At 49.6% G+C, this 22,779-nt stretch carries 21 protein-coding genes and 1 pseudogene; 8 read left to right on the forward strand and 14 right to left on the reverse strand.

The window, feature by feature from the left end:
• Nucleotides 1-35 precede the first annotated feature (35 nt).
• Nucleotides 36-686 (reverse strand): hypothetical protein, encoded by a 651-nt coding sequence (locus CRO74_RS17640; RefSeq protein ID WP_097127489.1) that lies wholly within the window; start codon nt 684-686, stop codon nt 36-38.
• 304 nt (nt 687-990) lie between these two features.
• On the opposite strand from CRO74_RS17640, the gene CRO74_RS17645 reads away from it, so the two are divergent.
• The 7 genes from CRO74_RS17645 (at nt 991) to CRO74_RS32235 (ending at nt 11,142) form a co-directional block, all read left to right on the forward strand.
• Nucleotides 991-1,701, forward strand: a complete 711-nt coding sequence (locus CRO74_RS17645; protein WP_097127491.1) for a CPBP family intramembrane glutamic endopeptidase — start codon at nt 991-993, stop codon at nt 1,699-1,701.
• Nucleotides 1,702-2,213: 512 nt separating this feature from the next.
• Nucleotides 2,214-4,520 carry a tachylectin-related carbohydrate-binding protein gene (locus tag CRO74_RS17650; RefSeq protein ID WP_144035941.1) on the forward strand — a complete coding sequence of 769 codons (2,307 nt, stop codon included), beginning with the start codon at nt 2,214-2,216 and terminating at the stop codon, nt 4,518-4,520.
• 158 nt (nt 4,521-4,678) lie between these two features.
• Nucleotides 4,679-7,276, forward strand: a complete 2,598-nt coding sequence (locus CRO74_RS17655; protein ID WP_097127494.1) for a glycoside hydrolase family 183 protein — start codon at nt 4,679-4,681, stop codon at nt 7,274-7,276.
• Nucleotides 7,277-7,687: 411 nt separating this feature from the next.
• Nucleotides 7,688-9,634 (forward strand): PAS domain-containing sensor histidine kinase, encoded by a 1,947-nt coding sequence (locus CRO74_RS17660; RefSeq protein WP_097127496.1) that lies wholly within the window; start codon nt 7,688-7,690, stop codon nt 9,632-9,634.
• Nucleotides 9,570-9,929 carry a sensor histidine kinase gene (locus tag CRO74_RS17665; RefSeq protein WP_097127497.1) on the forward strand — a complete coding sequence of 120 codons (360 nt, stop codon included), beginning with the start codon at nt 9,570-9,572 and terminating at the stop codon, nt 9,927-9,929. Before CRO74_RS17660 ends, CRO74_RS17665 begins: the two co-directional genes overlap by 65 nt.
• A gap of 333 nt (nt 9,930-10,262) precedes the next feature.
• Nucleotides 10,263-10,985 (forward strand): cytochrome c biogenesis protein CcsA, encoded by a 723-nt coding sequence (gene ccsA, locus CRO74_RS17670; protein WP_097127499.1) that lies wholly within the window; start codon nt 10,263-10,265, stop codon nt 10,983-10,985.
• 10 nt (nt 10,986-10,995) lie between these two features.
• Nucleotides 10,996-11,142, forward strand: coding sequence for a CcmD family protein (locus CRO74_RS32235; protein WP_262508230.1), 147 nt, complete (start codon nt 10,996-10,998; stop codon nt 11,140-11,142).
• Nucleotides 11,143-11,240: 98 nt separating this feature from the next.
• On the opposite strand, the gene CRO74_RS17675 is transcribed toward CRO74_RS32235, so the two are convergent.
• The 5 genes from CRO74_RS17675 to CRO74_RS32410 all read right to left on the reverse strand — a co-directional run bounded on the left by CRO74_RS17675 (nt 11,241) and on the right by CRO74_RS32410 (nt 13,838).
• Nucleotides 11,241-11,645, reverse strand: coding sequence for a DUF983 domain-containing protein (locus CRO74_RS17675; protein ID WP_245877899.1), 405 nt, complete (start codon nt 11,643-11,645; stop codon nt 11,241-11,243).
• Between the two features lie 245 nt (nt 11,646-11,890).
• On the reverse strand, nt 11,891-12,994 hold the full coding sequence (locus CRO74_RS17680) for a ligand-binding sensor domain-containing protein (protein WP_097127502.1): 1,104 nt from the start codon (nt 12,992-12,994) through the stop codon (nt 11,891-11,893).
• A gap of 12 nt (nt 12,995-13,006) precedes the next feature.
• The gene (locus CRO74_RS17685) at nt 13,007-13,426 is read right to left on the reverse strand and encodes a YceI family protein (protein WP_097127503.1); all 420 of its coding nucleotides are present in this window, start codon (nt 13,424-13,426) and stop codon (nt 13,007-13,009) included.
• A gap of 12 nt (nt 13,427-13,438) precedes the next feature.
• Entirely contained in the window at nt 13,439-13,657 is a 219-nt protein-coding gene (locus CRO74_RS17690; RefSeq protein ID WP_097127505.1) for a hypothetical protein, read from the reverse strand.
• A 61-nt stretch (nt 13,658-13,718) separates the two neighbouring features.
• Entirely contained in the window at nt 13,719-13,838 is a 120-nt protein-coding gene (locus tag CRO74_RS32410) for a hypothetical protein (protein ID WP_394341902.1), read from the reverse strand.
• Between the two features lie 933 nt (nt 13,839-14,771).
• Between CRO74_RS32410 and CRO74_RS17695 the strand changes: the two genes are divergently transcribed.
• A complete protein-coding gene (locus CRO74_RS17695) occupies nt 14,772-17,156 on the forward strand; it encodes an ABC transporter permease (protein ID WP_097127506.1) in 2,385 nt (794 codons plus the stop codon).
• 662 nt (nt 17,157-17,818) lie between these two features.
• Here CRO74_RS17695 and CRO74_RS17700 read toward each other — a convergent pair.
• From CRO74_RS17700 to CRO74_RS17735, 8 genes and pseudogenes are all read right to left on the reverse strand, one after another.
• A complete protein-coding gene (locus CRO74_RS17700; RefSeq protein ID WP_097127508.1) occupies nt 17,819-18,862 on the reverse strand; it encodes a ScyD/ScyE family protein in 1,044 nt (347 codons plus the stop codon).
• Between the two features lie 15 nt (nt 18,863-18,877).
• Nucleotides 18,878-19,039, reverse strand: a pseudogene (locus CRO74_RS17705) (agmatine deiminase family protein); the annotation flags it as partial.
• Between the two features lie 80 nt (nt 19,040-19,119).
• Nucleotides 19,120-19,776, reverse strand: a complete 657-nt coding sequence (locus tag CRO74_RS17710; RefSeq protein ID WP_097127511.1) for an agmatine deiminase family protein — start codon at nt 19,774-19,776, stop codon at nt 19,120-19,122.
• A 30-nt stretch (nt 19,777-19,806) separates the two neighbouring features.
• Nucleotides 19,807-20,685: a CPBP family glutamic-type intramembrane protease gene (locus tag CRO74_RS17715; protein ID WP_097127512.1), complete on the reverse strand. Its 879-nt coding sequence runs from the start codon at nt 20,683-20,685 to the stop codon at nt 19,807-19,809.
• A gap of 10 nt (nt 20,686-20,695) precedes the next feature.
• Nucleotides 20,696-20,905: a hypothetical protein gene (locus tag CRO74_RS17720; RefSeq protein ID WP_144035942.1), complete on the reverse strand. Its 210-nt coding sequence runs from the start codon at nt 20,903-20,905 to the stop codon at nt 20,696-20,698.
• A 73-nt stretch (nt 20,906-20,978) separates the two neighbouring features.
• Entirely contained in the window at nt 20,979-21,944 is a 966-nt protein-coding gene (locus tag CRO74_RS17725) for a cytochrome-c peroxidase (RefSeq protein WP_218840225.1), read from the reverse strand.
• Nucleotides 21,941-22,345, reverse strand: a complete 405-nt coding sequence (locus tag CRO74_RS17730) for a hypothetical protein (RefSeq protein ID WP_144035943.1) — start codon at nt 22,343-22,345, stop codon at nt 21,941-21,943. The genes CRO74_RS17725 and CRO74_RS17730 overlap by 4 nt, the downstream gene beginning before the upstream one ends.
• A 21-nt stretch (nt 22,346-22,366) precedes the next feature.
• Nucleotides 22,367-22,756 carry a hypothetical protein gene (locus tag CRO74_RS17735; RefSeq protein WP_097127520.1) on the reverse strand — a complete coding sequence of 130 codons (390 nt, stop codon included), beginning with the start codon at nt 22,754-22,756 and terminating at the stop codon, nt 22,367-22,369.
• Between the last annotated feature and the right edge of the window lie 23 nt (nt 22,757-22,779).

Raw genomic sequence — 22,779 nt, forward strand, 5'->3', positions numbered from 1 at the left:
GGTTACGATATAGGACTTGAGTTTGCCGGTTTACCCTAGAGCCGCTCATCGTTTGGTTTACCGCGTCTAAAAAACCACCAGCCAAGCCAGCCTATCAAGCCTTCTACTAAACAAACTAGCAACCACAGCGGGGGATTTACTCGATTGCCAAAACTGATCGACGTTAAAAAAATCACCAAACCCAGACCTGCCCAATAACGGGGATGACCTAGCTGATCCCCCCGCCAGTGTATAGACACTGTCGTATCCTGATTAGGCTGTAACAGAGGGCTCAACTTGGAGGAGTCCCATCCCAACAGGCCCAGGTTGGCTAGCACCATCAGACCGGTTATCAGCGGAGTGCCATGAAAGTCCATCGACAGCGTAATCAAGAAGATATTGATACTAATGGGTAAAAAGGCCACCGCTCCGAGCGTACTCCAGCGCTGAGTAAGTAATAAAAAGCCCGACACCAGTTGTCCCCAGCCTAGGAATTGCCACCATAAACCGGTTCGATATAAGGTTTCGAAGAAAACATCCAAAGTCATGCCCATTGGGGGAATTTGCATCGAGCCTGCTTGGATAAAGCGCTCTCCCATCGCTTTCCCTATTCCTGAAAAAACATAGGCCCCACCAATCAGATACCGAACATAAATAACTAACAGGCAAAGGCTTGTCTTTTGTCTTAGCAAATTGATCTGAGTCATTGGTGCTAAACTATATTAGCCAAAGTAGAAAAATATAGCCTGCCTACTTAGGTACTGTCATTCTCTTTAAACGCTCCAATGCGAGACGAAGGGTCATTCATGTATGTTCGTTAAAGACGGGCATTTTTATGAAACTGAGTAATTTCCCAATCCTGCCTACTTGTGGACAAGCTATGCCATGTGGTCTAGTTGGGACCGCCAGCCTTTCCCATACCCCTTGAAGATTGTATCTTTCCCGCAAATCTTCTTGCTTACTCGAACTCAGGGAGGGCAAACGGACCCAATTATTCAATAACTCAAACCCATGAATGACTATTTAGTCGTGTCTTTTTGCCTCTTATTGGTAAGTCTGCTCCTGTTTGTATTGGGTAGGATACGAGTACTGAATGACAAAGTTTATATCCCAGTTTGGTTAAGCAGTTTCATCTTCGCTGGATTTTATGGACTTCAAGTTGGGCGACCAGTTGTGATCCAATGGTTGGGCTTTCCGGATAGAATAAATCATTTACTCTTTTATGATTATGGTAATGGGCTTCTTGGACTACTCCCCTTATCGCTGGCAATGGTGTTGATTGGCAAGTATCTACTAAACATAGACTACCAGGAGCAGTGGAGTGGGACAACTAGGTTTAAGTTGGTCTCGCTAAAATACGGACTCATTAGCGGCCTACTACTGGCCGCTGTCCCTTTACTACTAATGGCAGCGAGTGGCCACACATTCACCTATAAAATAGATGTATATCGATACAGTGTAAATGGGGTCACCAACCTCTATGAGGAACTCATTTGTCGGGGTTTGCTCCTGGCTTGTTGTGTTAAATATTGGACTAAACTGTGGGCCGTTGTGTGGACCTCGGTGGTGTTCGGCCTGGCTCATGGAGTAACGGAAAAGAGTGTAGGAATTGCTTTGGGAGCGGGCCTGATGGCTTGGGCCGTTCTAAAGGCAAAAAGTTTGTGGGCTGGTTGGACAAGCCATCAACTGACCGATACGCTAGTCGATACGTTTTTACCCTAACTGGGTAAGGTCTTTGACTCACCAACTTCTTCGTCGGTTGACATCTATAGGCTACCAAGTGAGCCGCAGTATATAGCTAAGCCGTGGACCCCACGGAGCAATCGGAATCTGAACTTCAGGAGATTTATCTCAACTTCCCGATCTCTTGAAACGCTCCTACTTGAGACGACAGGGATGGTATATGTCTGCTTCGAGAAGCGGGCGTTTAGTTGGACGATTACTTCTAAATGCCTGTTAAACGTAATTAGTGGCATTCAACTTTATTACAGCTGTTGCTATTTGTCATGCGGTCCATTTTCCAGTGTACTAAACCGCCAGGCATTAAAAGCTCCAGATTAGACAGGCAAATGACTAGTTACATCATTCAATAAAAAGAGCGATTTTACGAACGGTTCACAGGTTTTACGCCGAATTCGACCACTTACTCAAAACTTCAATCGACTTATCCTATATACTTTCTGTATCTCTCTTTTTCTTGGTACGTTTAGGCCAGCTTTAACTAAACGACTCCTGTGGAAACTACTTCATTAGCTGGCATTTTAGTCGATCTACAAGTACCCCTGCCTGTGTCTTCCGACGTATCCCCAGAGGCCCCTCAGCACTTTTCTCTCCTGGATTCCGTTTCGGATTCCCTTGAACCACAGACCCTGGTTGAGCCACTCGATACGTTCCTGCCCCGACTCGAACGGATTACGAAGCTGTCCGGCCCCCGTGTTACGTTAAAATCTTCCCTGGCTGCCTTGTCACGGCAAGTTTCCCACCGCCAATGGCAAACTACGCTCAACGTGAGTCAGGCTTCCCGGGGCACCTGCTGGGCCTTCGCCGGTATTGCTGCCCTGGAAGCCGCCTACGCCCGCATTGGGGTGCACGTTGATCTTTCCGAGCACTACTTGTTCCATCTGTCCAAAGCTCACGAAAATCACGTGGGTGGGCCGGGTATTCATTCGCTGGTGGGTTTTCAGGGCAGTGCCGATATTGTTCATCACCTCGCTTACTGGGCCGTACCCCTTTCTGCTCATGTACCTTATAGTGACCAGGGACCTCTCCAGAATCTGGCAAATTCTATTCCGAATACCGGAATGGCGCTCTCGGGGTCGGGGGGTGGTACCCGGGAGCAAGCCGACTGGTTTGAGTTCGATCTGCGCAACATCCCCCTGATGGGGCGTTGGTTTGCCCAGTACCGCGTCAAGACCTTTGGCAAAAAAGATAATTTTACCAACGATGACATACGCCAGACACTATCCGATGGGTATGATGTGGTGGTGAATGTTTACGACAAAATTAACGCGGGAGGCCATGTCCTGTTAATTCATGGATACGACGACGATACCAAGACCTTCGCAATCAAAAACTCGCAGAGTCTGCCCGGTTTTTCCACGATGCTGTATGTCAACGATCCACAGTTTACCATCCAGTATGGTTCGATGTATTTCATCACCGCCGTGCAGCCTGTTCAGACGCAATGGGCGGCCATGTGGGTGGGCCGCTGGGAAACGGATCATGATGGCTGGCGGGGCAGGTTGATTATCCGCCGGTTTATCAATATCCGGGGCAATGGGCAACTGCCCAATCCCGGCAGCCGGATCAGTCTGGGTACCTGGTACGCCGAGGATGGTCGGGTCCTGGATGTAGTGGGTCACTTTGTCGACGATGGGCGAGGGCTTCATTGCGACATTGGTGGTCAGCCGTTTGAGTTATACCTGCATACCCGCGACCCCTACCGGGCCGGGGGCCGAACCTGGTGGAACAAGTTGCCTTTTGGGGTCGTCCTGTCGCGGGGGACGGCCGTTGGCGCGGGGTCGGGCTTCGACCGGAGCGAATCAATTGGCATCTGGGACACCGTACACGACGGCTGGCGGGGTCAACTACGCATCGGCGTCGATCCGTCGTATGTACAGGCGGCCGACGCCGTTACACGCCGGACCTGGATTGACCCCGGCACAACGGCTCACCGCATCGACACGCATGTCGATTTCGGGGGCGACAACCGTAATCAGTATTTTCAATTACTGCTCCATACGCGCGAAGACGGGTTGATGGGGGGAGTTACCTCCTGGGGCGGTAAGGATTGGCCCGTAGAAGGTCGCCTTTCGCAGAACCTGTACACCATTACCCCGGAGGGCACGCTCAACTGGTACCGAAACACCGGCCGCGCCCGGCTGGCGCGCGAATGGGAAGGCCCAAAAGCCGTTGGGAGCGGCTGGGGCGGTTTTAAGACAGTCTTCGGTGGGGGTGACGGCGTGCTCTACGCGATTGCTCCGGATGGCAAACTGATGTGGTACTTCCACGATGGCCGCAACCAGGGGCAGTTTCAATGGCAGGGAGGGAAAGAAGTGGGAACCGGCTGGGCATCGTTCGCTCGGGTCTTTGCGGGTGATGGGGGCGTCATCTATGCTGTCGCGACAGATGGCCGACTGCTATGGTATCGGCACCTGGGCCGGCGGGATGGCAGCGCTCGCTGGCAAGGGCCTTTCCAGGTTGGTACGGGGTGGAACGGCTTTATTGCCTTGGTGGCGGGTCCTGACGGGTGCCTTTATGGCACGCAACCTGACGGCTCCCTGCTTTGGTACCGCCATTATGGCTACGATCAGGGCTATCCCATCTGGCACGGTCCCGTGCGGGTAGGCAGCGGCTGGCAGGGTTATGATAAGATCTGGGCGGTTGGCAATGGGTACATCTATGGACGCACGGCGGCTAATGGCGGTGACCTGTGGTTATGGCGTCATCATGGGTTTCTTACGGGTGAGGCCTCCTGGACCAATGGCGTGAAAGTCGGCAACGGCTGGGGGGGCGGTATGCGGGAAGTCATTGCTACCTAGGAATTGAGGGTAAGACTAACCCTACATGAGGTTTATCGATGGCTTTTTGAGTTACCCCAACGGAACTCGTTGATTACCTATCAGCCGACAGAATCGCTTAGACGAAGACCAGGGATGATGACAAATCGATTTTAAACAAAATTTGGCAGCAGGTTTCTATGGCACTCATACAAGTTCTAAGTACAACCCGAGTTGGGCAACTTACAGGAAGCACGGATCTGGGTGCCCAACACCCAAAATGGCCCTTGCTGGTGGATGCTCAACACTTCCCACTGCTCAATGATACCGGACATTGGGGCGCTCAGGGGGCCGACCTCGGTGCGAATACGGAGCATTCGGATGGTCGGCTTTACATCTTTTTCGGCGATACCACAAAAACGCAGAACAGTCCCAATAAACAGAATACAGACCTGGTGGCATGGACCGATGAAACAAACGTGCTCGAGCATGGAGGCCACCTTGCCCTGGGCTTGAATTTCACGCTTCCATTTGAGCCGACCTCCGTACCCGGACAGCCAGACTGGCGTTTTTGCGGAAAATGCAGTACGCTTTTCTGGGACGGTGATGCCCACTTTAAAGGCGTTTGTTCAAAAGGAAGAGGGCACACCGCCATTGGGCTACGATTCGTGCTGCCTTTCGAGCCCACTTCAGTATCCGGGCAACCGGAATGGCGTTTCTGCGGTAAATGCGCTGGATTATTCTGGAATGGAGAGGCCAATAAGGGGGCTTGTCCAACAGGAGGGATGCACGAAGCCATTGGCTTTCGGTTCGTTATCCCCTTTGGAACGACTGCCATAGCGGGGCAGCCGAATTGGCGATTTTGTGGGAATTGTCGGGGACTTTTTTGGGATGGTGATGCAAACAAGGGCCTCTGTACGGGTGCTCCGGGTGGGGGCTTTCATCTACATGGAGTGCTGAACAATACAGGCATATTCGACCCTTTCAGTGCCGACCCGCCCATTGGACAGACACTTAGCCTTGAAGTGCCAAACGGGGCATTCAGCTACGCTGGAAAAGTGTATGTTTTTGCTGGCATTGGCGATCCCAAGTACACAAATGAACCCCCGCGCTTTGGCGATCCGGCCGTAGGTGCTTACTTAGTTAGTAAAGCACGTCCTGACTTGCCTGGTCCCTATCGCAAAGAATTCCTTTACAGTCCGAGGATCGGATGGTGTCCGACGGATGAACGTCGCAACGTCCTGGAAAGCCACCAGCCACTAGGTTTCAAATTTATTGTGTCTCATAGTATACCGGTTAGCTCAACCCAGCAAGGCGACTGGCGTTTCTGTGCAAAATGCGCAACGATGTTCTGGGACGGAGATGCAACCGATAAGGGTATATGCTCCCGAGGAGGGAGTCACAAAGCAGTGGGATTTTCTTATGTATTAACCCACTCTGTCGGGGAAGATAGCCAAAACCAGGCAAACTGGCATCGATGCCGAAAATGCGCGGCCTTATTTTGGAATGGGAACCCCCAGCAAAGAGGTTTATGTCCCGGAGGAGACACCCACGAACCAACGGGGGTCAACCTGGTTATGCCTCATAGCAGCCTTAACGAAGATCCCCATCGCCAATTGAACTGGCGCTTTTGTAGAAAGTGTGGTGGCTTGTTTTGGGATGGTGATGGTAGTTTCAAAGGTACCTGTTCCACCGATGGCAGAGGACACGAAGCCATTGGATTCAATTTTGCCCTGGCACATGATGTGAATGAAGATGGGCAAAACCAGCAGCATTGGCGCTTCTGTAAAAAGTGTGCCGGCCTATTTTGGAACGGTGACCAAACGAATAAGGGGATATGCCCCAGCGGGAACAGCCACGAGGCCATTGGCTTCAATTTTGTGTTGCCCCATGACGTAGGTGACAATGCGCAGAATCAGCATAATTGGCGTTTTTGTGGGAAGTGTAGCGGCTTGTTTTGGGACGGCGACAGTGGTTTCAAGGGTACCTGCTCTAAAGATAGCAGAGGACACGAAGCCATTGGCTTTAATTTCGTACTACCTCATAACCCGGGAGAAGATGTTCACAATCAAGGCGGTTGGCGATTTTGCACGAAATGCTCTGGCCTGGTCTGGACACAACAACCGGATCTTTTCTCCTGGGTGGCCCCCTGTGTAATACAAACGGCCGCCCATCCGGGTCTTCCTGAAAGTCCTCATCCACTCGGCCTGGTTATGTTTGGCTTTGGTTTTTCGGCAACGCCCGGTATTCGGCTGGCCTGGATGCCGCTGAAGACGCCCAGTTCTCCTCAACTGCAGGACATACTGTATTTCACCGGTAATGAAACAGAACCATGGTCGAACGAGGCTGATGGGGCTGCTTTACTTCTATCACGTGCCAACACGTACACCCACCTGTCGGCAGCCTGGCTGGAAGGGCCCCAGCGGTGGATTCTGCTCTACTCCAACGCCGTAGATGATTTAAGCGCCCCCAATAAGTTTCAACTGCCGACTGTAGCCCGATTCGGGACCACACTTTTTGACTGGTCGGAGGAGATTGAAATTTTTAATCCCTTGCGAGAACAAGCGTATGGCAAGTACATGCACAAAATAGGCCGTGATCGCATTCATCCGGACGTCCCACCGCAGCAAGACCCTACCAAGCCCGAGCATGATGGCTGGTCTTATGGCGCATTCCTGCTAAACCGGTTTACAGAATGGAATGAACACACCCGCGAATTAACTATTTACTATTTGCTTTCGCTCAGTTCGCCTTATCAGGTACAGTTGATGCATTCACGTTTGCTTATTCCGGACTAGTTAACTTCTGTTAGCCAATTAAGTAATGGACAAAGACCTGCTCTATGACACCTTGATCCTGGAGCAGGTCTTTGAACAAAGGCGTAGGGACGGATGGTGTTGGACAGATAATGTAAAATCCCAGTCTCACAATTCGCTCGGCCAAATGAACGCTTATCCCGACTGACGGAAACTGTCTAACCCTTGTCTTGTTAAGGAATACGCACAGCTGACGATTGGACAGGTTCAGGTTCGGCTGAAAGACCTGCCAATCACTATCCGGGACTTAAGGTTAGGGCAGCCCCGTTTGGCCCAAACCCTACATACAGTAAGATACCGTAATTGTTGATTTGTTCATCAGGACGTTTCGTATCTTGCTTCACTTGGCCCTGTCACGAAACGCGCGGATGCCTTACGACACTCAACGATTGGATGAACTCAACCTTTACCGAAACCTCGCCCGCCCTGCTACAGGCGATTGTAGACCACTCCCTGATGAATACCTACGCGGCCCGCGCTGTACGAGATACCCAGACGGGGGAGTTGGTTGACTTTCAGATTTACGTGAGCAACCCCGCTTTCTGCCGACACGTCCGGCATACCCAAACCGACCTGCAATCGCACACCCTGCTGACGCTGTTTCCCATACTCAATGAGACTGCCTTTTTTGCCGCTTACCGGCAGGTCGTCGAGACGGGGGAGCCCTTCGAGGGAGAACAGGAATATCCCGGTCTCCAAGGCCACTTCTGGTATCAGACAGCGGTTAAAAAATTAGAGGATGGCATCCTGGTTAACTTCATCGACATCACCGAGCAAAAAGAGGCCTCCCTAACCCTGCAACGACAGGCCCAGCTCCTGGATGGTATCTTCAACGGCTCCCTCAACGGCCTGTTCGCCCTGAAAGCCATTCGGAACCCTGCCAAAGAAGGGGGAGTCGAGCCGATCATCGATTTTCAGATCATCCAGGCCAACCAAATGGCCGCCCGGATAACCCGTCAGCCGGTTGAGACCATGGTTGGCGAGCGGTTTAGCCTGTTTTTTCCCGGCTACCTACCCAGTGGGCTGTTCCAGCAGTACGTCCGCACGATTGAGACGGGCCAGCGGCAGGAAATCGAACTCTACTATCCCTATGATGAAGCAGCAGCCTGGTACTGGGTTGGATCAGAACCCTTCGGTGACGGGGTGATCCTGACGTTTCTGGACATCACCCAGCGCAAAGCGGACCAACTGGTGGCCGAACAGCAAACCGCCCTTCTTCAAACGACGCTCGATGCGTCCATCAGCAGTATTATGGCCATGACCGCCCTTCGAAACGAGCAGGGCCAGATCATTGATTTCCGGATGGATAAGGCCAACCGGGCTGTCGAGCGAAGCTTAGGAAAAACACCCGCCCAGTTGGAAGGCCGCACGTTGCTGAGCGTCTATCCGGGTAACGTGGAAAGCGGTTTTTTTGCCCTCTACGCTGAAGCCGCTGACACGGGGAAGCTTCACCAAGCCACTCAGCATTACACCGACGTGAATGGGTTCGAGGGCTGGTTCGAGGTCTCGGCGGTACGGCACGGACCCGATAAAATCGTACTCACGTTTATGAACGTGACCGACTACAAGCAGACCGAAGCGCTGGTGCGCCAGCAAGCCGACTTACTCCAAAGCGTATTAGATGCGACTATGAATACGGTGGCGACCTATCAGGCCGTTCGCGACCCACAGTCGGGCCGAATTATCGATTTCCGTTTTACGATGGCCAATCAGGCAGCCTTAGGGGTGATTGAGCTGACGGCCGATGAGCTGTACGCCAAAATCCTGCTGGAAGTAAGCCCTGACCTGGTCAATCAGGCGGTGTTCGATCAGTACGTCAGCGTTGTCCAAACCGGCCTGCCCACCACGCTGGAACGGTATCGGCAGGGGCGCTGGTTTTTAGCCACCGCTGTACGCTTCGGTAAGGATGGTCTGCTGACCTCGTCCATCGATATTACCGCAAACAAGCAGACACAGCTACAAATTGAGCGGCTAAACGTCCAACTTCAGCGCAGCAACGACGGCTTAGGCCAGTTTGCCGCCATCGCTTCGCACGATTTACAGGAGCCACTACGCAAAATAATAGCCTTTGGCGACCTCCTGTTGGACCAATACGCGCCCGCCCTGGGCGAGGGAGCCGACCTGTTGCGCCGGATGCAGGCCGCTGCCGGTCGGATGCAGACGCTGATCCTCGATTTACTGGCCCTCTCCCAATTATCGAAAAATGACGAACAGCTTCATCAGCCCGTCGCGCTCACTAAACTGGTAACTCCAACTCCGGCAGGCGTTTCAGAACCTGCTCACCAACGCACTCAAATTCAGCAAGCCCGGTCAGTCGCCCCGCGTAACGGTACGGAGTGAGTTACTGAACCGGTCTGACCTGCCCACTGGCATAACCCTGCCTGGAGAGTTCACCCAAACTTATTGGCAAATCACGGTGGCCGACAACGGCATTGGCTTTAGCGATGCCTATCGGGAGAAAATCTTCGGGGCTTTCGAGCGGCTGCACGGGCGCACCAGTCCATACAGCGGATCAGGCATTGGGCTATCCATCGTTCGCCGGGTGATGGAAAACCACCAGGGTGCCGTAACGGCCCACAGCGTAGAGGGGGAGGGTGCCACGTTTACGCTCTATTTTCCGGTTGAGGCCAATTAGCTTCGCTTCCTTACGGCGTAGGTGACTGATTGAGCCGCGGTGGCTGGTCGGAAGGCCAAGCGTGGCCCGGCCAATCCAGGCCGCACCAACACCGTCAGCGGTGCAGGACTACTTGACAAATGGTAGAAAGTTAGCGTCTCGCAAAAACGCTCCCTCCAGAGACGTAGAAGCACTCATGTACCTGCTTCCTAAATTTGGCGTGTCACAAAATAGTAAACTTGCCAGAATTTAACGGGTAAAGCGTCAGATGCAAGTCAAGAATAGGGCAATAAGCCACCTCCGGCAGTAGGAAACACAATTGTAACACTCTGTTATAAAAATCCTGTTTGTGTTATGCTTAAGCATTGGTGGAAAGCCTTAACCATTCTGATTCTGGCCTATGTCTTCATCGCGGGTTTGATGAGCCCGGTGCCAAAATTACCCATTTTACATGAAGCCATCCGCAATACATTCTTCCATCCCCCTCTTTGGATCGCCATGATGGTCCTGCTGTTCGCATCGGCCATCTTCTCGATCCGCTATTTAAGAAAGGGAAAGCTGGATGACGATCTTATTTCGGTTGAGCTGGCGAACTCGGCCCTCTTATTTGGGGTGTTAGGCTGTATTACCGGATCAGTGTGGGCTTATTTCGCCTGGGGCGATTTGTGGCCCAACGATCCTAAAACTAATGGCGTAGCCGTGGGCATGCTGTTGTATCTAGCCTATTTTGTGTTACGGGGGTCAGTGGATGATGAGATGCGTCGTGCCAGGATATCAGCAGTTTATAACATCTTTGCCTTTGCTGTTTTCATCCCCCTCATCCTCATCCTACCCCGATTGACGGATTCGTTACATCCTGGTAACGGAGGGAATCCAGGGTTTAACCAATACGATGCCGCAGATTCCATCAAGCGCATCATCAGACCTGCTTTTGTGGGCTTCACTTTACTTGGTTTTTGGATTACTCAGCTTCGGGTCAGATTACGCCGGTTGGAAACGTTGTTAGATGAGCAGGACGACCTGAACAAGACATCGACTCGGCAGTCATCCGATTTACAAAATACACCAGACTTATAATGAACTATTTATGGATCAGCTAACGGACTTATTACGCCAGGATGGTAAGATATGGGTGGTTGTAGCGGTGATGGGCATTGTCCTAATAGGCTGGTTAGTGTATCTGGTTGGGATTGGTCACCGAGTCAGCAAAATTGAGAGACGAGCTCATAGGTAGTGTTTCTCATTAAAGGCTCGATTCGGTTTATACTGAACTACTCGCAAGTGATGGATTTTTGGTCCGCCGTTGCGGTATCAAACGACATACACACCCCATCAAGGGCAGTGGGTGGGCTTGTGTGCATCATAGCTGATAAAGAAGTTAATCCAAGTCAAGCGCGCCAGCCGGAAGACCACCGGTGTCAACACGATCAGCAACGTGATCAATAGGGTTAAAAAATAACTCAATTCTATCTCTACCATTACCTGAAAGGCCACAAAACAACTAACGATCAGAGCCGTATAATACGCGTAACTTACATACATGGCGCCGGTGTAATAGCCCGGCTCTCGCTCAAAGCGTTCACCACAACAGCTACACAGTGGATTCATCTGATCAAATCGCCTGAGGTTATAGGGGTTATTGACCGAAAAGAATCTTCCCTTCTGACAACGGGGACAGGTATTGAAAAGGATGCTGTAGAGTTTAGTGCCTTTTCCCATAGTGTTGGTAGGATGCATAGCTTTCGCTCAAAAAAAAGACGCTAAGCGCATTGACTAATTGGTATACCTTTATGACCATTTTATCCGCCACTTTGTTTACCATAATAAGGCTACTTACCCATTGGCTAAAGCCAAGCGTACTTTACTGATTGAGTTGAACAGTTGTTGCAAATCAGCGTCTCCGCAAACGCTCCCAAATGAGACGAAGAAGTTTTCATGTATCTGCTCATTAATTCGGGCGTTCTGAGAATCAGCTATACCCCTTACTTCTGACTCTCTTTACCCTTATATTCCGAATAATTAATAAATGTTTTTCCGTTGAAAAGGTAAAGACCTGTTTCTCTCGTGCCCACCCAAAGATCTCCGGTTTTATCTTCTAAAATTGTCCAAATCCATGGATTGATTAGTCCATCTTTAAAACCGGTAAATGATTTCCCATCGTAACGGGAAAGACCACCATCACCACCAAACCAAAGGATGCCATTTTTATCTTCTATAATCTTTGCAACCAGACCATTATAACCTGGCATACCATCGCTTTTTGTAAAACTTGTAAATGTTTTTCCATCATAACGGTAGGCTCCGCCCCAATTGCTGAACCAAATATTCCCGTTTTTGTCTTGTAATTGAGGACTGGCCCAATTATGACCGACCCGTCTCGTCTCAAATTGGAGCGTTAGTTCCTTTAATGAAAAGTTGATTACAGATTTTCCATCGTAACGATACACACCTGCATTACCTCGTCCTCCAAACCAAATGTTACCTGCTTTATCTTCTAAAATATGTTCCACGTTATTGTTACTACTTAAATATCCACCTGAGGCCTCATTGATTATAAACGGAGTAAAGGATGTGCCATCGTAGATATAAACACCATCTATTGTTGCGAACCATAGTTTTCCGCTTTTTGCTTGCATGATACTGAATACCCAATGCGAGTTGCGATAGTATTCACCCTTGTTGGGAGGCAGGTTTTTTGGTAAAGGTATCTGGATTTGGGCAAATGTTTTACCACCTGTCCTGAGCAGAGTTGAAGGGTCGTAAAGGCAAAGTTCCGCATCAGTACCTATCCAAATTTTACCATCTCTATCTTCCAAAACGCAAGAAATATTATTACTACTTAGCCCATCGGCCACTAAAAATTGAGTAAACGATTTCTCGTCATATTTATAAAGCCCATTAGCTGAGGTTCCAAACCAAAGGTTACCTGCTTTGTCCTGTAGGCCACATTGAACATTGCCATTTCCTATGTTTTTTATAAGTTTTGGATGTGCCTTTTCTTTTGGCAAATCTTTTTTAACTGGTCCGTTGCAGGCAGTGCCAAAGAGTAATATTGTGAGGAAGGTAAAAATTTGTGCGTATTTCATGATTTCTTTTAATTAATTAAAATTATTTTTTGCCATGATTTTTATATTAAACTCAATGGAATCCGAAATAGCTTGATCCTTTAAATCATCAAAAAACTTTCCTGATTTATATCGAACATTCCATAGTGTTCGATCAATGACCAGCTTACCATTGGCTTTGACTATTCCGTCCTTAACTTCTACTTTAGCTGGAAAACTAACTGGCTGTGTAGTACCTTTAATTGTTAGGTTTCCGGTAACTTTTCTGTTCTCATTATTTGTTAATTCAACCCTGGTAATGGCAATTGTAGAAAAGAGAAATTTTTTGACATCAAAAAAATCAGGATCTTTTAAGTGCTTGATGAGATTATTATTACTCCTATGGTCAACACCTTCAATTGTACTCATGTCGATTTCAACAGTACCACCTATAAGCTGACCGTTTTCAACCATTAATTCTCCTTTTTATATATAGACGTACCCTGTATGCGCCCCATCAATACTAGAACCTTTCCATGTTACAACACTTTCCTTCGTATCTATTGCAACAAATTTCTCATTCCCAATATGTAAGGATATGGAGCCAGCCGATGCTTTATTTTGCTCTTTCCCTATTCCATTGCAACTGAAAAAGAAAGGAGCAATAATTAAAATCAGGCAAGTAATTAATGTCTTGTTATTCATACTACAGCAATAATTTTAGTAAATAGTAATTGATAAATGACTTCAAAATCAGCAATACAAATTATTGCTCACCAGTTGCACTTTTAAAATCCTTCATGGTCTTTCCACCATAACGACACACGACAGCACTAGAGCCAAACCAAATATTTCCTTTCGCATCTTCTAAAATCCCCAAAAGCATTCCGGATGTTGTCTTTATTTCGGTTACAGTTGGCTTTTTATTGTACAATGACTTTACATCATGATAGGAAAGTATCCAGACTGTCCCACTACGATCTACGCTACCGGTAGTCCAGATGTTTCCTTTTTTATCTTCTACGATAGCATAATTCCCCTCTGCGGCACCTTAGAAAGGTTCTGCACATATACGAGTTTAGTCATTACGCTTTTTGATACCAATGAATTTCAACCTCTGCGGTGGGCCGCAAACCTACCAGTCCTTGTGCCCAGATGTGTTAGAGGGATAGTAAAAGAATGTTAACGAAACGTAAAAGTTGCTTTTACTGACTGCAGTGGATTTTTGCCCCTAAGCAGGTGGGCATAGTCTATAAATATGTTGCCTATACAATGGTCTCGCAAAAATGCTCTTACTTGAGACGAAGGGGCGTTCATGTATCTGCTGCTTAAATGGGGCGTTTAAAGAAACTATACCGTAAGGCTTTCGCTATTATTTAAACCCCACAACTCTTCTCTCCTAAAAGATCGAAAAAAGAAATCCTAAACGGCATCACACTATCAAATCATTCGTCGAGTATTAGAAACATAACATACTGTAAACAAAAGGTTGTTTCTGTCCTCCCGACGACAGGACCGGGCCGCCGGGAAGACAAAAAAATCAATTAATTGTCTTGCCGTGAACATATTCCGCATCAAGCTAATCCATTGATTAGGCTAGTACAGCGTGTAAACTCTGCTGCCAATTCATTTTTTCAAGTTGTCCACAAATAGTCGCCCGATACGTCCGTTTGCGGACATCATCGTTAAATTCAAAAATATACACCGCTAACAATCAATAGATTACCAATTTGGTACGGTATTTGGCCGCTAACAAATGGGCAAGCTCTTTATTTACTTGCTCCGTCTTCTAACTAGCTAACTTCAACCTATCACTGACATGCTACGTAATCACATAAAAATCACGATCCGGGCGTTCTGGAACAATAAGCTGTTCAGCGGTCTTAATGTAGTCGGTCTGGGGATTGGCATGGCGGCTGTGTGGCTGATGGTGCTTTACGTAGTGGATGAGCTGAGCTACGACCGGTTTCATACCAACGCGGATCGCATTGTTCGGGTCGTTCAACACGCGCAGTGGCCGGATGGCAATCTCAATCTTGCAGCTACGTCGGCTCCGTTTGCTGCTGCGCTGAAAAGCGATTACCCGGATGTTGAAAAAACCGTTCGGTTCCATCCCGAAGGTGGTGGTCTCATTACGTTCAATGACAAGAAAATGGACGTACCCAACATCTTATTCACCGACCCGACGGTGTTCGACGTATTTACGTTTCCGTTTCTTTACGGCGATCCGGGTACGTCACTAAGCAAACCGCAAAGCATTGTTCTGAGTAAAAGTGTCGCCGAGAGCCTGTTTGGTGATGCGGGCAAAGCCGTTGGAAAAGTTGTTGAATTCAGCAATCATTTTCCCAATACTGTAACTGGGGTTGTCGAGGACGTACCGGCTAACTCGCATTTGCAATTCAGGGCGTTACGGTCCCTTCCCGATAATTACACGAGTGGCTGGCAAAACGCCGAACTCTATACGTACCTGCTCCTGACGAAAGGAAGCCATTACAAAACCCTGGAAGCCAAACTACCTGATTTCTTCCAGAAATACCTGAAAAAAGAAATGGGGGCGAATGTCGATTACCGACTGGAGCTTCAGCCTCTGACGTCTATCCATCTTCACTCTCACCTGGATTACGAAAACAGTCCAAACGGCAACGCCCGTACCGTTTCCATTTTTGGGGCTGTAGCGGCTCTGATTCTGCTGATTGCAGGCATCAACTACGTAAATTTATTCACGGCCCGCTCCCTGAAACGGACGCGCGAGGTCGGCCTTCGAAAAGCCATAGGCTCGTATCGGCAGCAACTCATCGGGCAATTCCTGACCGAATCGATGCTGATGACCTTCCTGGCGGGTTTAGTGAGCGCCGGATTGGCGCTTATGGCTTTACCGTACTTCAACCAGATGGCTGATAAGTCACTGTCGCTTGGGAGTTTGACGAATACGTTGCTGATTGTCATACTCTTCTCGCTGGCACTTGGCCTGTTGAGCGGACTCTATCCAGCGTTACGGATGTCAGGGTTCCGGCCTGTGGCGGCACTACGTGGGCAGATTGGCAATCAGTCGGGTAGCCTTATGTTCAAGCAATCGCTGGTGGTGTTTCAGTTCGTCGCAACGGTAGCACTGATTGCCTGTTCGGGTATCGTGTATCGGCAGATGCAGTTTGTCATGCACTCGGATTTAGGCTTCAACAAAGAACAGGTAGCCACGTTCCATATCAGTTCCGAAGATAGTCGCCAACGTATCGATGCGCTTAAAGAAGCGCTGTTACGCAGTCCGTTAATCGAACGTGCTTCAGCAGCCAGCAATCCGATTGGCAACAATAACATTGGCGGTACGGGTATGTTCTTCGAGCAAAACGGTGCGTTTGCGGCCAATGCGCAGATGGTTCAGAAATTTCTTGTCGACCCGGACTACATCAAGACATTAGAAATCAAGCTCCTGAGCGGACGCAACTTTTCCGAGTCGCTCAAAAGCGATTTATCGAATGCGGTATTGGTCAATGAAACGCTGGCCAAACAGCTTGGCCCAAATCCTGTCGGCAAGCGTGTCAAATACGTTATCGATCAGGAAAGTCACACCGCCGAAGCTCGCATCATTGGGGTGGTAAAGGACTTTCATACGTATTCGCTTCAGCACAAAATAGAGCCGCTGGTGTTACAGATGCCCACGGCTTCCGACAAAGATAACCTCTACGTCCGGATTCGGCCTGGCAAGGTAACGGAAGCGCTGGCTTACATTCAGTCAACCTACCGCAGCTTCGATCCGGCTAATGCGCTTGATTTTCATTTCCTGGACGAAAACTTTTCGAAGCAATACCAGGCTGAACAAAAGCAGGGCGAGGTGTTACTGACGTTTACGATTCTGGCGGTCTTGATTGCCTGTCTGGGCCTATTTGGACTGGCCGCTTTTGCCGCTGAGCAACGGACCAAAGAGATTGGGGTGCGCAAAGTCCTCGGTGCTTCGGTGGTCAGCATCGTTACGTTGCTTTCCAAAGATTTCCTGAAACTGGTCCTGATCGCCATTGTGATGGCTACGCCGATTGCCTGGTACGCCATGAACCAATGGTTGCAGGAATTTGCCTACAAGACGGACCTGTCGTGGTGGATCTTCGCCCTGGCGGGCCTGCTGGCTATCGTTATCGCGTTGGTAACCGTCAGCGCACAAAGCGTGAAAGCCGCGCTGGTGAATCCGGTAAAGTCGTTACGTAGTGAATAATTAAATCTTCTCGGAAATATGAAAAGCAACGACAATCAACTTTCAGCATTAAAGCTGCGTATGCGACTAACTAAGTTTGATAGAAATTAAAAAGTGAGTGTCTCGCAAAAACGCTCCCAAGCGAGACGTGTAAGAATCGTTCGTGTTTACTTACAAGATAGGATGCTTATTGATAAGAGATCGGTTTTTTTGTCGAAAACAGCAACTAATTATAGCGAATGTCTAAAAACAACTCGTCGTTGCCAACGGAGCCATATTTTCTTGAGTCCCTTAGCTTGCCTCAACTCGACTTGGTATTCGGTCACGATTTGCCGCTTAAGCCGGTAATAGACCGTTCGCCGTTGAAACGTATATACAAATTCTGCTTTCATCGATTTTCGAGTTCTAGAATCAATCTAAAAGGACTTTTGTCTTGCGCACTGATGGACAAGATCAAAATTTATCCTACTCGGCGAAGGACAAAACCCTTTCGCTGCTCAAGGTAACAACTATAGAACATTTTGCTTAAAGAATGCCTAACCCGTTCTGAACCCGTTTTGTCTTGATTCAGCCTCTCGTGATTCAAGACAAAACGGATTCTTGACTATTTTCTTTGGGTTCGATTGACTACCCTTCACTCAAATGTTCAGTTGGTTAGTGATCAGGCCACTTGGAGGAGTCAACTAAAGAGTTACTCGCTGAATGGTTCCCTCGAAGGTCTGAGCGATGTAGTAGGTATTTGAACCGCTTCGTTTAATGGAGTTGGGGTAATTCAAACCACCGAGCAGGCGGGTATTGCCCTGAGTCGTTGACCGCATGATCGTTCCTGAATTGTCCAGAAAGCCCTGCCCTATCCAGGTGCCATATTCCAGGACAACCGGTAGCCCATTTTCGTCCAGCTCAATATCGGTTAGAGTGCTCAGGCCCGTTTGATACGTGGATTCGTTTCCCTGCAGGTCATACTGATAGATGGTGGCCCGCCCACCCGGATACGGATAGCCGGTAAAATTGCTGACCAGAAAGCGCTGACCATCAAAGACAATGCCCGTGGGTACCGCTTCCAGCGTATCGGTACCTGCGGTAATAATGGGCGGAATAGTGGCAAAGACGCTCAGCGCATGAGTCGTTGCGTTCCGACGAATGATGGCATTGGCCGCGGCATCGACAATAAACAGATCACCCCCGGGTCCGATCGTCAGATTGAACAGATCCGTTTCATTGGTATCATCCACAAACGAATACGCTTTGACCCAGTCGCCCACGGCTTCATAGGCCAGCGATTGAGCCGATACGGGCGGATTACCCGGCTGAAAGGACATAACGTCAAATGTATACAGTCGACCCTCGACGCCGTGCACCATATAGAGCGTCGTGCCCTGCAGCAGCAGGTGATTCAACCCAAAAACGGCCCCTTCCGGACTGACTTGGGAAGTAAAGCCCGTCACCACCGGCCAGACTTTACCTTGTGGGGTAATCATTGCCAATTGACCATCATTGGCTGTGCCACTCCCGGCCTGGGTAACCCAAACCTGACCTTTTGCATCCGTTTCGACACCCAGCGGGGCCACCAACCCACTGGCGAACGCAGTTATCTGGGATGGGTCCCGATGATCCAGTAAGGCCTGACAACCTACCATACCGAACAGGATGACTAATACGAGGGAAAGGGCTGTACACTGGGAACAAAGCCGAGTGCGGCTACCGAGGAGTTGAGACTTGTTTTTCATAAGAGAGAGTAAACGTTATTTTGAGGAAATTGTGGTTGGCTGAACGGGTGCCTTACCAGCCGGTTGCTGCCGGGTGACGCAGTGCATGCCGCCAGAATCGTGGTTAAGCTTGATGAGGTTAATCTGTACCAGCTTTCGGCCCGGAATGTGTTTTTTAAACAAGGCTAGGACCTCGGCATCTCGCTTTTTGCCTGCTTCCGATTAACCCGGTTGCCAATAGGCCGGTAGTAGAATCACCCCGTTGGTGATAACATAATTCAGATAACTGGACGAGGGAACGATGTACAGGATAGTACCCGCTTTAAATCCTGCTCGATAGCATCCTTCGACAGGTGCGGGTTACGCTGCAACGTAACGGACTCCACCTGTACCAGTGTCCCTTTCCCATTCACCTCGATGGCACCACCTTCCATGAAAACGCTGGACGTGATAATGGGCAGTCTCAATCGCCGGGCGAAGTCCTTATCAATGCCGTCGTGCTGGCGGGCGCGTTCGGTTAGCGAGTCCGGATGAGCCCCGTAGTTGCTATAGCGAAAATCGACGACGGCCAACTGACCCTCGGCATTACGAACGAACACCGGTCCCGGATCGAGGTACCAGTAGTCCGTTTGATCTTGTTTGATGATCGCGATTCGGCTGGTATCGATACCAAGCTGAGTAAACCAGCCTTTCCCCTCCCGAAACAGGGTGTCTTTTTCCAGAACCAGATTCACCCGGACAACCGGAGTCAGTGCCCGAATCATCTCGATGGTTGCGGTGTCTAATTTCGTTTGGGTTTCTTCGGTGCGCAGGCCCATCCACACCGCATCCTGTGGCTCCCATTCAGCCGGCATGGTGTAGGTTGAGCGGGTCTTTGCCTGACTTAGAGTCGAGACGAGGTAGATCAACAAGCTAATAGCTGGCGATTTGTACATATTTATTAGTTGATTTACTGACTACCAGGTTTAGTTCCGGATCGATACGGTAGACTGAGGTTGGGACAGCACTTGACGCCATCGCCAGCGGTACTTTCTAGTCAAAATCGCCAAAAGGATAAGGTATGAAGCCCAGATCGTCAGCACCGACAGCCAATCGAACGTCAACTGGCGGGTGCTGAAAACAGATGGAGCCGGAAAGCTGTCAGACGGAGCATTGACGATCAACATACTGAACACGTTGTTGGCGGTGTGGATACCGGTGCTGACCTCAACGCCATTATCGAGAAGCGTAGTAACGACCAGCAGCAAACCGAAGCTGCAGAAATACGTCATCGATACTGTTTTATCGCCATCAATATTGCTCCAATGGGGGCCTGCAAACGATAGAATAGTGATTAGGGCTGTAATAGGTACGTTTTTAGTGGCTACTCCAAAGGCCTGAAGTATGTAGCCACGATTCAGGGCTTCCTCGGCCAGCACCTGCCCCGTAATGAAAACCACGCCAAATAGAAGGGCTGGTATAAACTGACGCCAAGTTAGGCTGAGGTAGTAGTTGGCCGGATCGGTTAGATAACTTATCGCTTCAACTATTGCACTCAGACCCAGCACAACGCCAAACGCAAAGAGCATCCGATCCCAGCGAAATCGAGTGGCCGCCGTGAGCACGGTTAATGGAGGGCGTTGGTGCAGATACCTGATCACCAACAACAACACAGGCAGCGCCGATGCCCGGTAGAGGAAGTTCGCATAATAATTGACGACCTCAGCTGGTAAATCTAATTGTCTTAGGTAGTTGAGGAATAGGTAAAACAGTACCGGCAGATGCAGGAAGATACCGAACAGACCGATCACGTAGCGCCACCAGTGGTTTTTGCCAGTTTTTGCGATAGCAATAAATGGATGCATACTTGTCACTTTAGTATTCGATAAACACGAATGAGCCATCGGACAGCAACCCATAGATGAGCGGTAGCGGGTGTTTCAACGGCTCCAACCACCAGTAGCCGCAAAAGCCAATGATGGGCCGTTGACCAGTCTCCCGAACAGCCCACAAGCCGTAGCCGATTGCTAGTCTGCACTCGATCACATCAATTGTCCAGGCATTTTCCATAATCAGGTAATCCACCACGTAACGCCGGGCAGGTCTGCTGTAGCAACTGGCTTTAGCGTTAGCAAGTGGGTCTGCTTACGGTTGGTAGCTACGATTTCTTTGCAACGGCAGCCTTCACCAGAAATCGTTTGTCAGTCAGCGATCGCAGGAATTCTTCCAGATCCAGTTTCTCCTGTTGGGTGAGTCCTAATGGTTTAGCCAGTAGCGGGTCGCGGTTGATAGCGTCCGGCACTCGTTTATCGGGCTCATTGTAATGATCAATGACCTCGGCCAGCGTTTTGAACATGCCGTTGTGCATGTAAGGTGCCGTCAGGGACACATTGCGCAGGGGGCCAATCTTGAATTTACCCAGATCAGCCGCTTTTTTGGTGATGGCGGCCCGGCCGCTGTCGGCCAGGGTTTTGCCATTGAAGAGACCGATGTTTCTAAATTCGGAGCTATTAAAATCCGCTCCGAAATGACACTGTACGCAATTGGCTTTACCATTGAAGAGGGCAAAGCCCCGCTTAGCGGATTCGCTCACGGCGGCTTCATTATCGTTCAGTCGCCAGTCATCCAGGGGTGAGTCGGCCGTTTCCAACGTCTGCTCAAACTCGGACAGGGCCCGTGCCAGATTGGCTTTGGTAGGTAGTTCCCCAAATACCTTCATGAAGTAAGCCCGGTAGGTCTTACTCCCATTCAGGCGCTTGATGGCTAAATCAATGGGCAAATCCATTTCATCGGGGTTGGCGATGGGAATCAGTGCCTGCTCTTCCAGGGTAGTGGCCCGTCCATCCCAGAAGAAGTTGGCTTGCAGGCGCACGTTCATCGCCGACGGGGTATTGCGTTTGCCTTTGCGGCCAAAGACACCCAAACTCAGCGCCGATGTATCGGCAAAGGCGTAGTCTTCCCGGTGGCAGGTCGCGCAACTGATGGTGCGGTTGCGCGAGAGAATGGGGTCGAAAAACAAGCGCTTTCCTAACGTCATTTTATCCAATGGTTCGTCGGTCACCAGCGTAGCCCCTACCAGAACAAAGCTGACCAGAGCGAGCATAAAACATACGTAAGTTTTCATGGCTTAACGGGGGTGACCCGGCCAAGCGCCAGGGTGGGTACCGTCTCCCGGCGGTCCCGACAGGTATCCAGAATCGTTATGAAACGAACCGAATCCGGGACTGAAAATTTCAATCGATAGATACCAAAGTAAGCCGGGTTACACTTGCCGTCAGTGACGCCCATCGTATCCTGATGCACGTAATAGCGTCCCGTCAAATACGACTTTCCATTAACGAACCCGTCGTAGGTACCGTCAGGCCGGAAGTTAAATCGTAGCGTTACCCTCTCTATCTGCTGTTGCCAGCGCCCGACCATTGGGTTTGGAGGATCAATGGCAAAAGACGACAGAACTAGTAGCCCAATGAAGCCTACAGGGAGGGTGAATCCTTCTTTCATGATCGATGTGGCTGTTTGTCTCATTCATTTATCTACTTATTTCCTTTATGGCTTGGCTTTGTTAACCGCATCGGCGGACCGCCGACCCACGGTAAAGTTGTGCAGGTCCCCGTTACGGCCCTTACAGGTGTCCCGAATGGTAACGAAACGGACTGAATCGGGGGCATAGAAACCCAGTTTATAGGTGCCGTAGTAAGCCTTGTTGCAACTGACGTCGGCCATTCCTAGGGTATCTTGCCGGACGAAATACGTTCCGTGGGTGAATGCTTTGTTATTAATAAATACATCGAACGTACTATCGGCTCGAAACACAAACAGAGCGGTGGCTCCTTTATAGAGCTGTTGCCAGCGCCCTACCAACGGGTTTGGTGGAGTAATAAAGGATACAGCTGTTAGGGCAATGCCTACTAGGGGGAGGATAAATACTTTTTTCATTGTTGGATAGCTGGTTAACGTAT

Origin of the sequence: Spirosoma fluviale (assembly GCF_900230225.1) — a bacterium.
Taxonomy (GTDB): Bacteria; Bacteroidota; Bacteroidia; order Cytophagales; family Spirosomataceae; genus Spirosoma; species Spirosoma fluviale.

What these genes read in the sequence shown, in the direction of transcription:
- CRO74_RS17645 (WP_097127491.1), top strand. Translation starts at nt 991, where the DNA reads ATGAATGACTATTTAGTCGTGTCTTTTTGCCTCTTATTGGTAAGTCTG.
- CRO74_RS17725 (WP_218840225.1), bottom strand. Translation starts at nt 21,944, where the DNA reads ATGAAAACTTACGTATGTTTTATGCTCGCTCTGGTCAGCTTTGTTCTG.
- ccsA (WP_097127499.1), top strand. Translation starts at nt 10,263, where the DNA reads ATGCTTAAGCATTGGTGGAAAGCCTTAACCATTCTGATTCTGGCCTAT.
- CRO74_RS17715 (WP_097127512.1), bottom strand. Translation starts at nt 20,685, where the DNA reads ATGCATCCATTTATTGCTATCGCAAAAACTGGCAAAAACCACTGGTGG.
- CRO74_RS17675 (WP_245877899.1), bottom strand. Translation starts at nt 11,645, where the DNA reads ATGCATCCTACCAACACTATGGGAAAAGGCACTAAACTCTACAGCATC.
- CRO74_RS17640 (WP_097127489.1), bottom strand. Translation starts at nt 686, where the DNA reads ATGACTCAGATCAATTTGCTAAGACAAAAGACAAGCCTTTGCCTGTTA.
- CRO74_RS17700 (WP_097127508.1), bottom strand. Translation starts at nt 18,862, where the DNA reads ATGAAAAACAAGTCTCAACTCCTCGGTAGCCGCACTCGGCTTTGTTCC.
- CRO74_RS17685 (WP_097127503.1), bottom strand. Translation starts at nt 13,426, where the DNA reads ATGGTTGAAAACGGTCAGCTTATAGGTGGTACTGTTGAAATCGACATG.
- CRO74_RS17655 (WP_097127494.1), top strand. Translation starts at nt 4,679, where the DNA reads ATGGCACTCATACAAGTTCTAAGTACAACCCGAGTTGGGCAACTTACA.
- CRO74_RS17690 (WP_097127505.1), bottom strand. Translation starts at nt 13,657, where the DNA reads ATGAATAACAAGACATTAATTACTTGCCTGATTTTAATTATTGCTCCT.
- CRO74_RS17680 (WP_097127502.1), bottom strand. Translation starts at nt 12,994, where the DNA reads ATGAAATACGCACAAATTTTTACCTTCCTCACAATATTACTCTTTGGC.
- CRO74_RS32410 (WP_394341902.1), bottom strand. Translation starts at nt 13,838, where the DNA reads ATGCTTTTGGGGATTTTAGAAGATGCGAAAGGAAATATTTGGTTTGGC.
- CRO74_RS32235 (WP_262508230.1), top strand. Translation starts at nt 10,996, where the DNA reads ATGGATCAGCTAACGGACTTATTACGCCAGGATGGTAAGATATGGGTG.
- CRO74_RS17710 (WP_097127511.1), bottom strand. Translation starts at nt 19,776, where the DNA reads ATGTACAAATCGCCAGCTATTAGCTTGTTGATCTACCTCGTCTCGACT.
- CRO74_RS17695 (WP_097127506.1), top strand. Translation starts at nt 14,772, where the DNA reads ATGCTACGTAATCACATAAAAATCACGATCCGGGCGTTCTGGAACAAT.
- CRO74_RS17730 (WP_144035943.1), bottom strand. Translation starts at nt 22,345, where the DNA reads ATGAGACAAACAGCCACATCGATCATGAAAGAAGGATTCACCCTCCCT.
- CRO74_RS17660 (WP_097127496.1), top strand. Translation starts at nt 7,688, where the DNA reads ATGAACTCAACCTTTACCGAAACCTCGCCCGCCCTGCTACAGGCGATT.
- CRO74_RS17735 (WP_097127520.1), bottom strand. Translation starts at nt 22,756, where the DNA reads ATGAAAAAAGTATTTATCCTCCCCCTAGTAGGCATTGCCCTAACAGCT.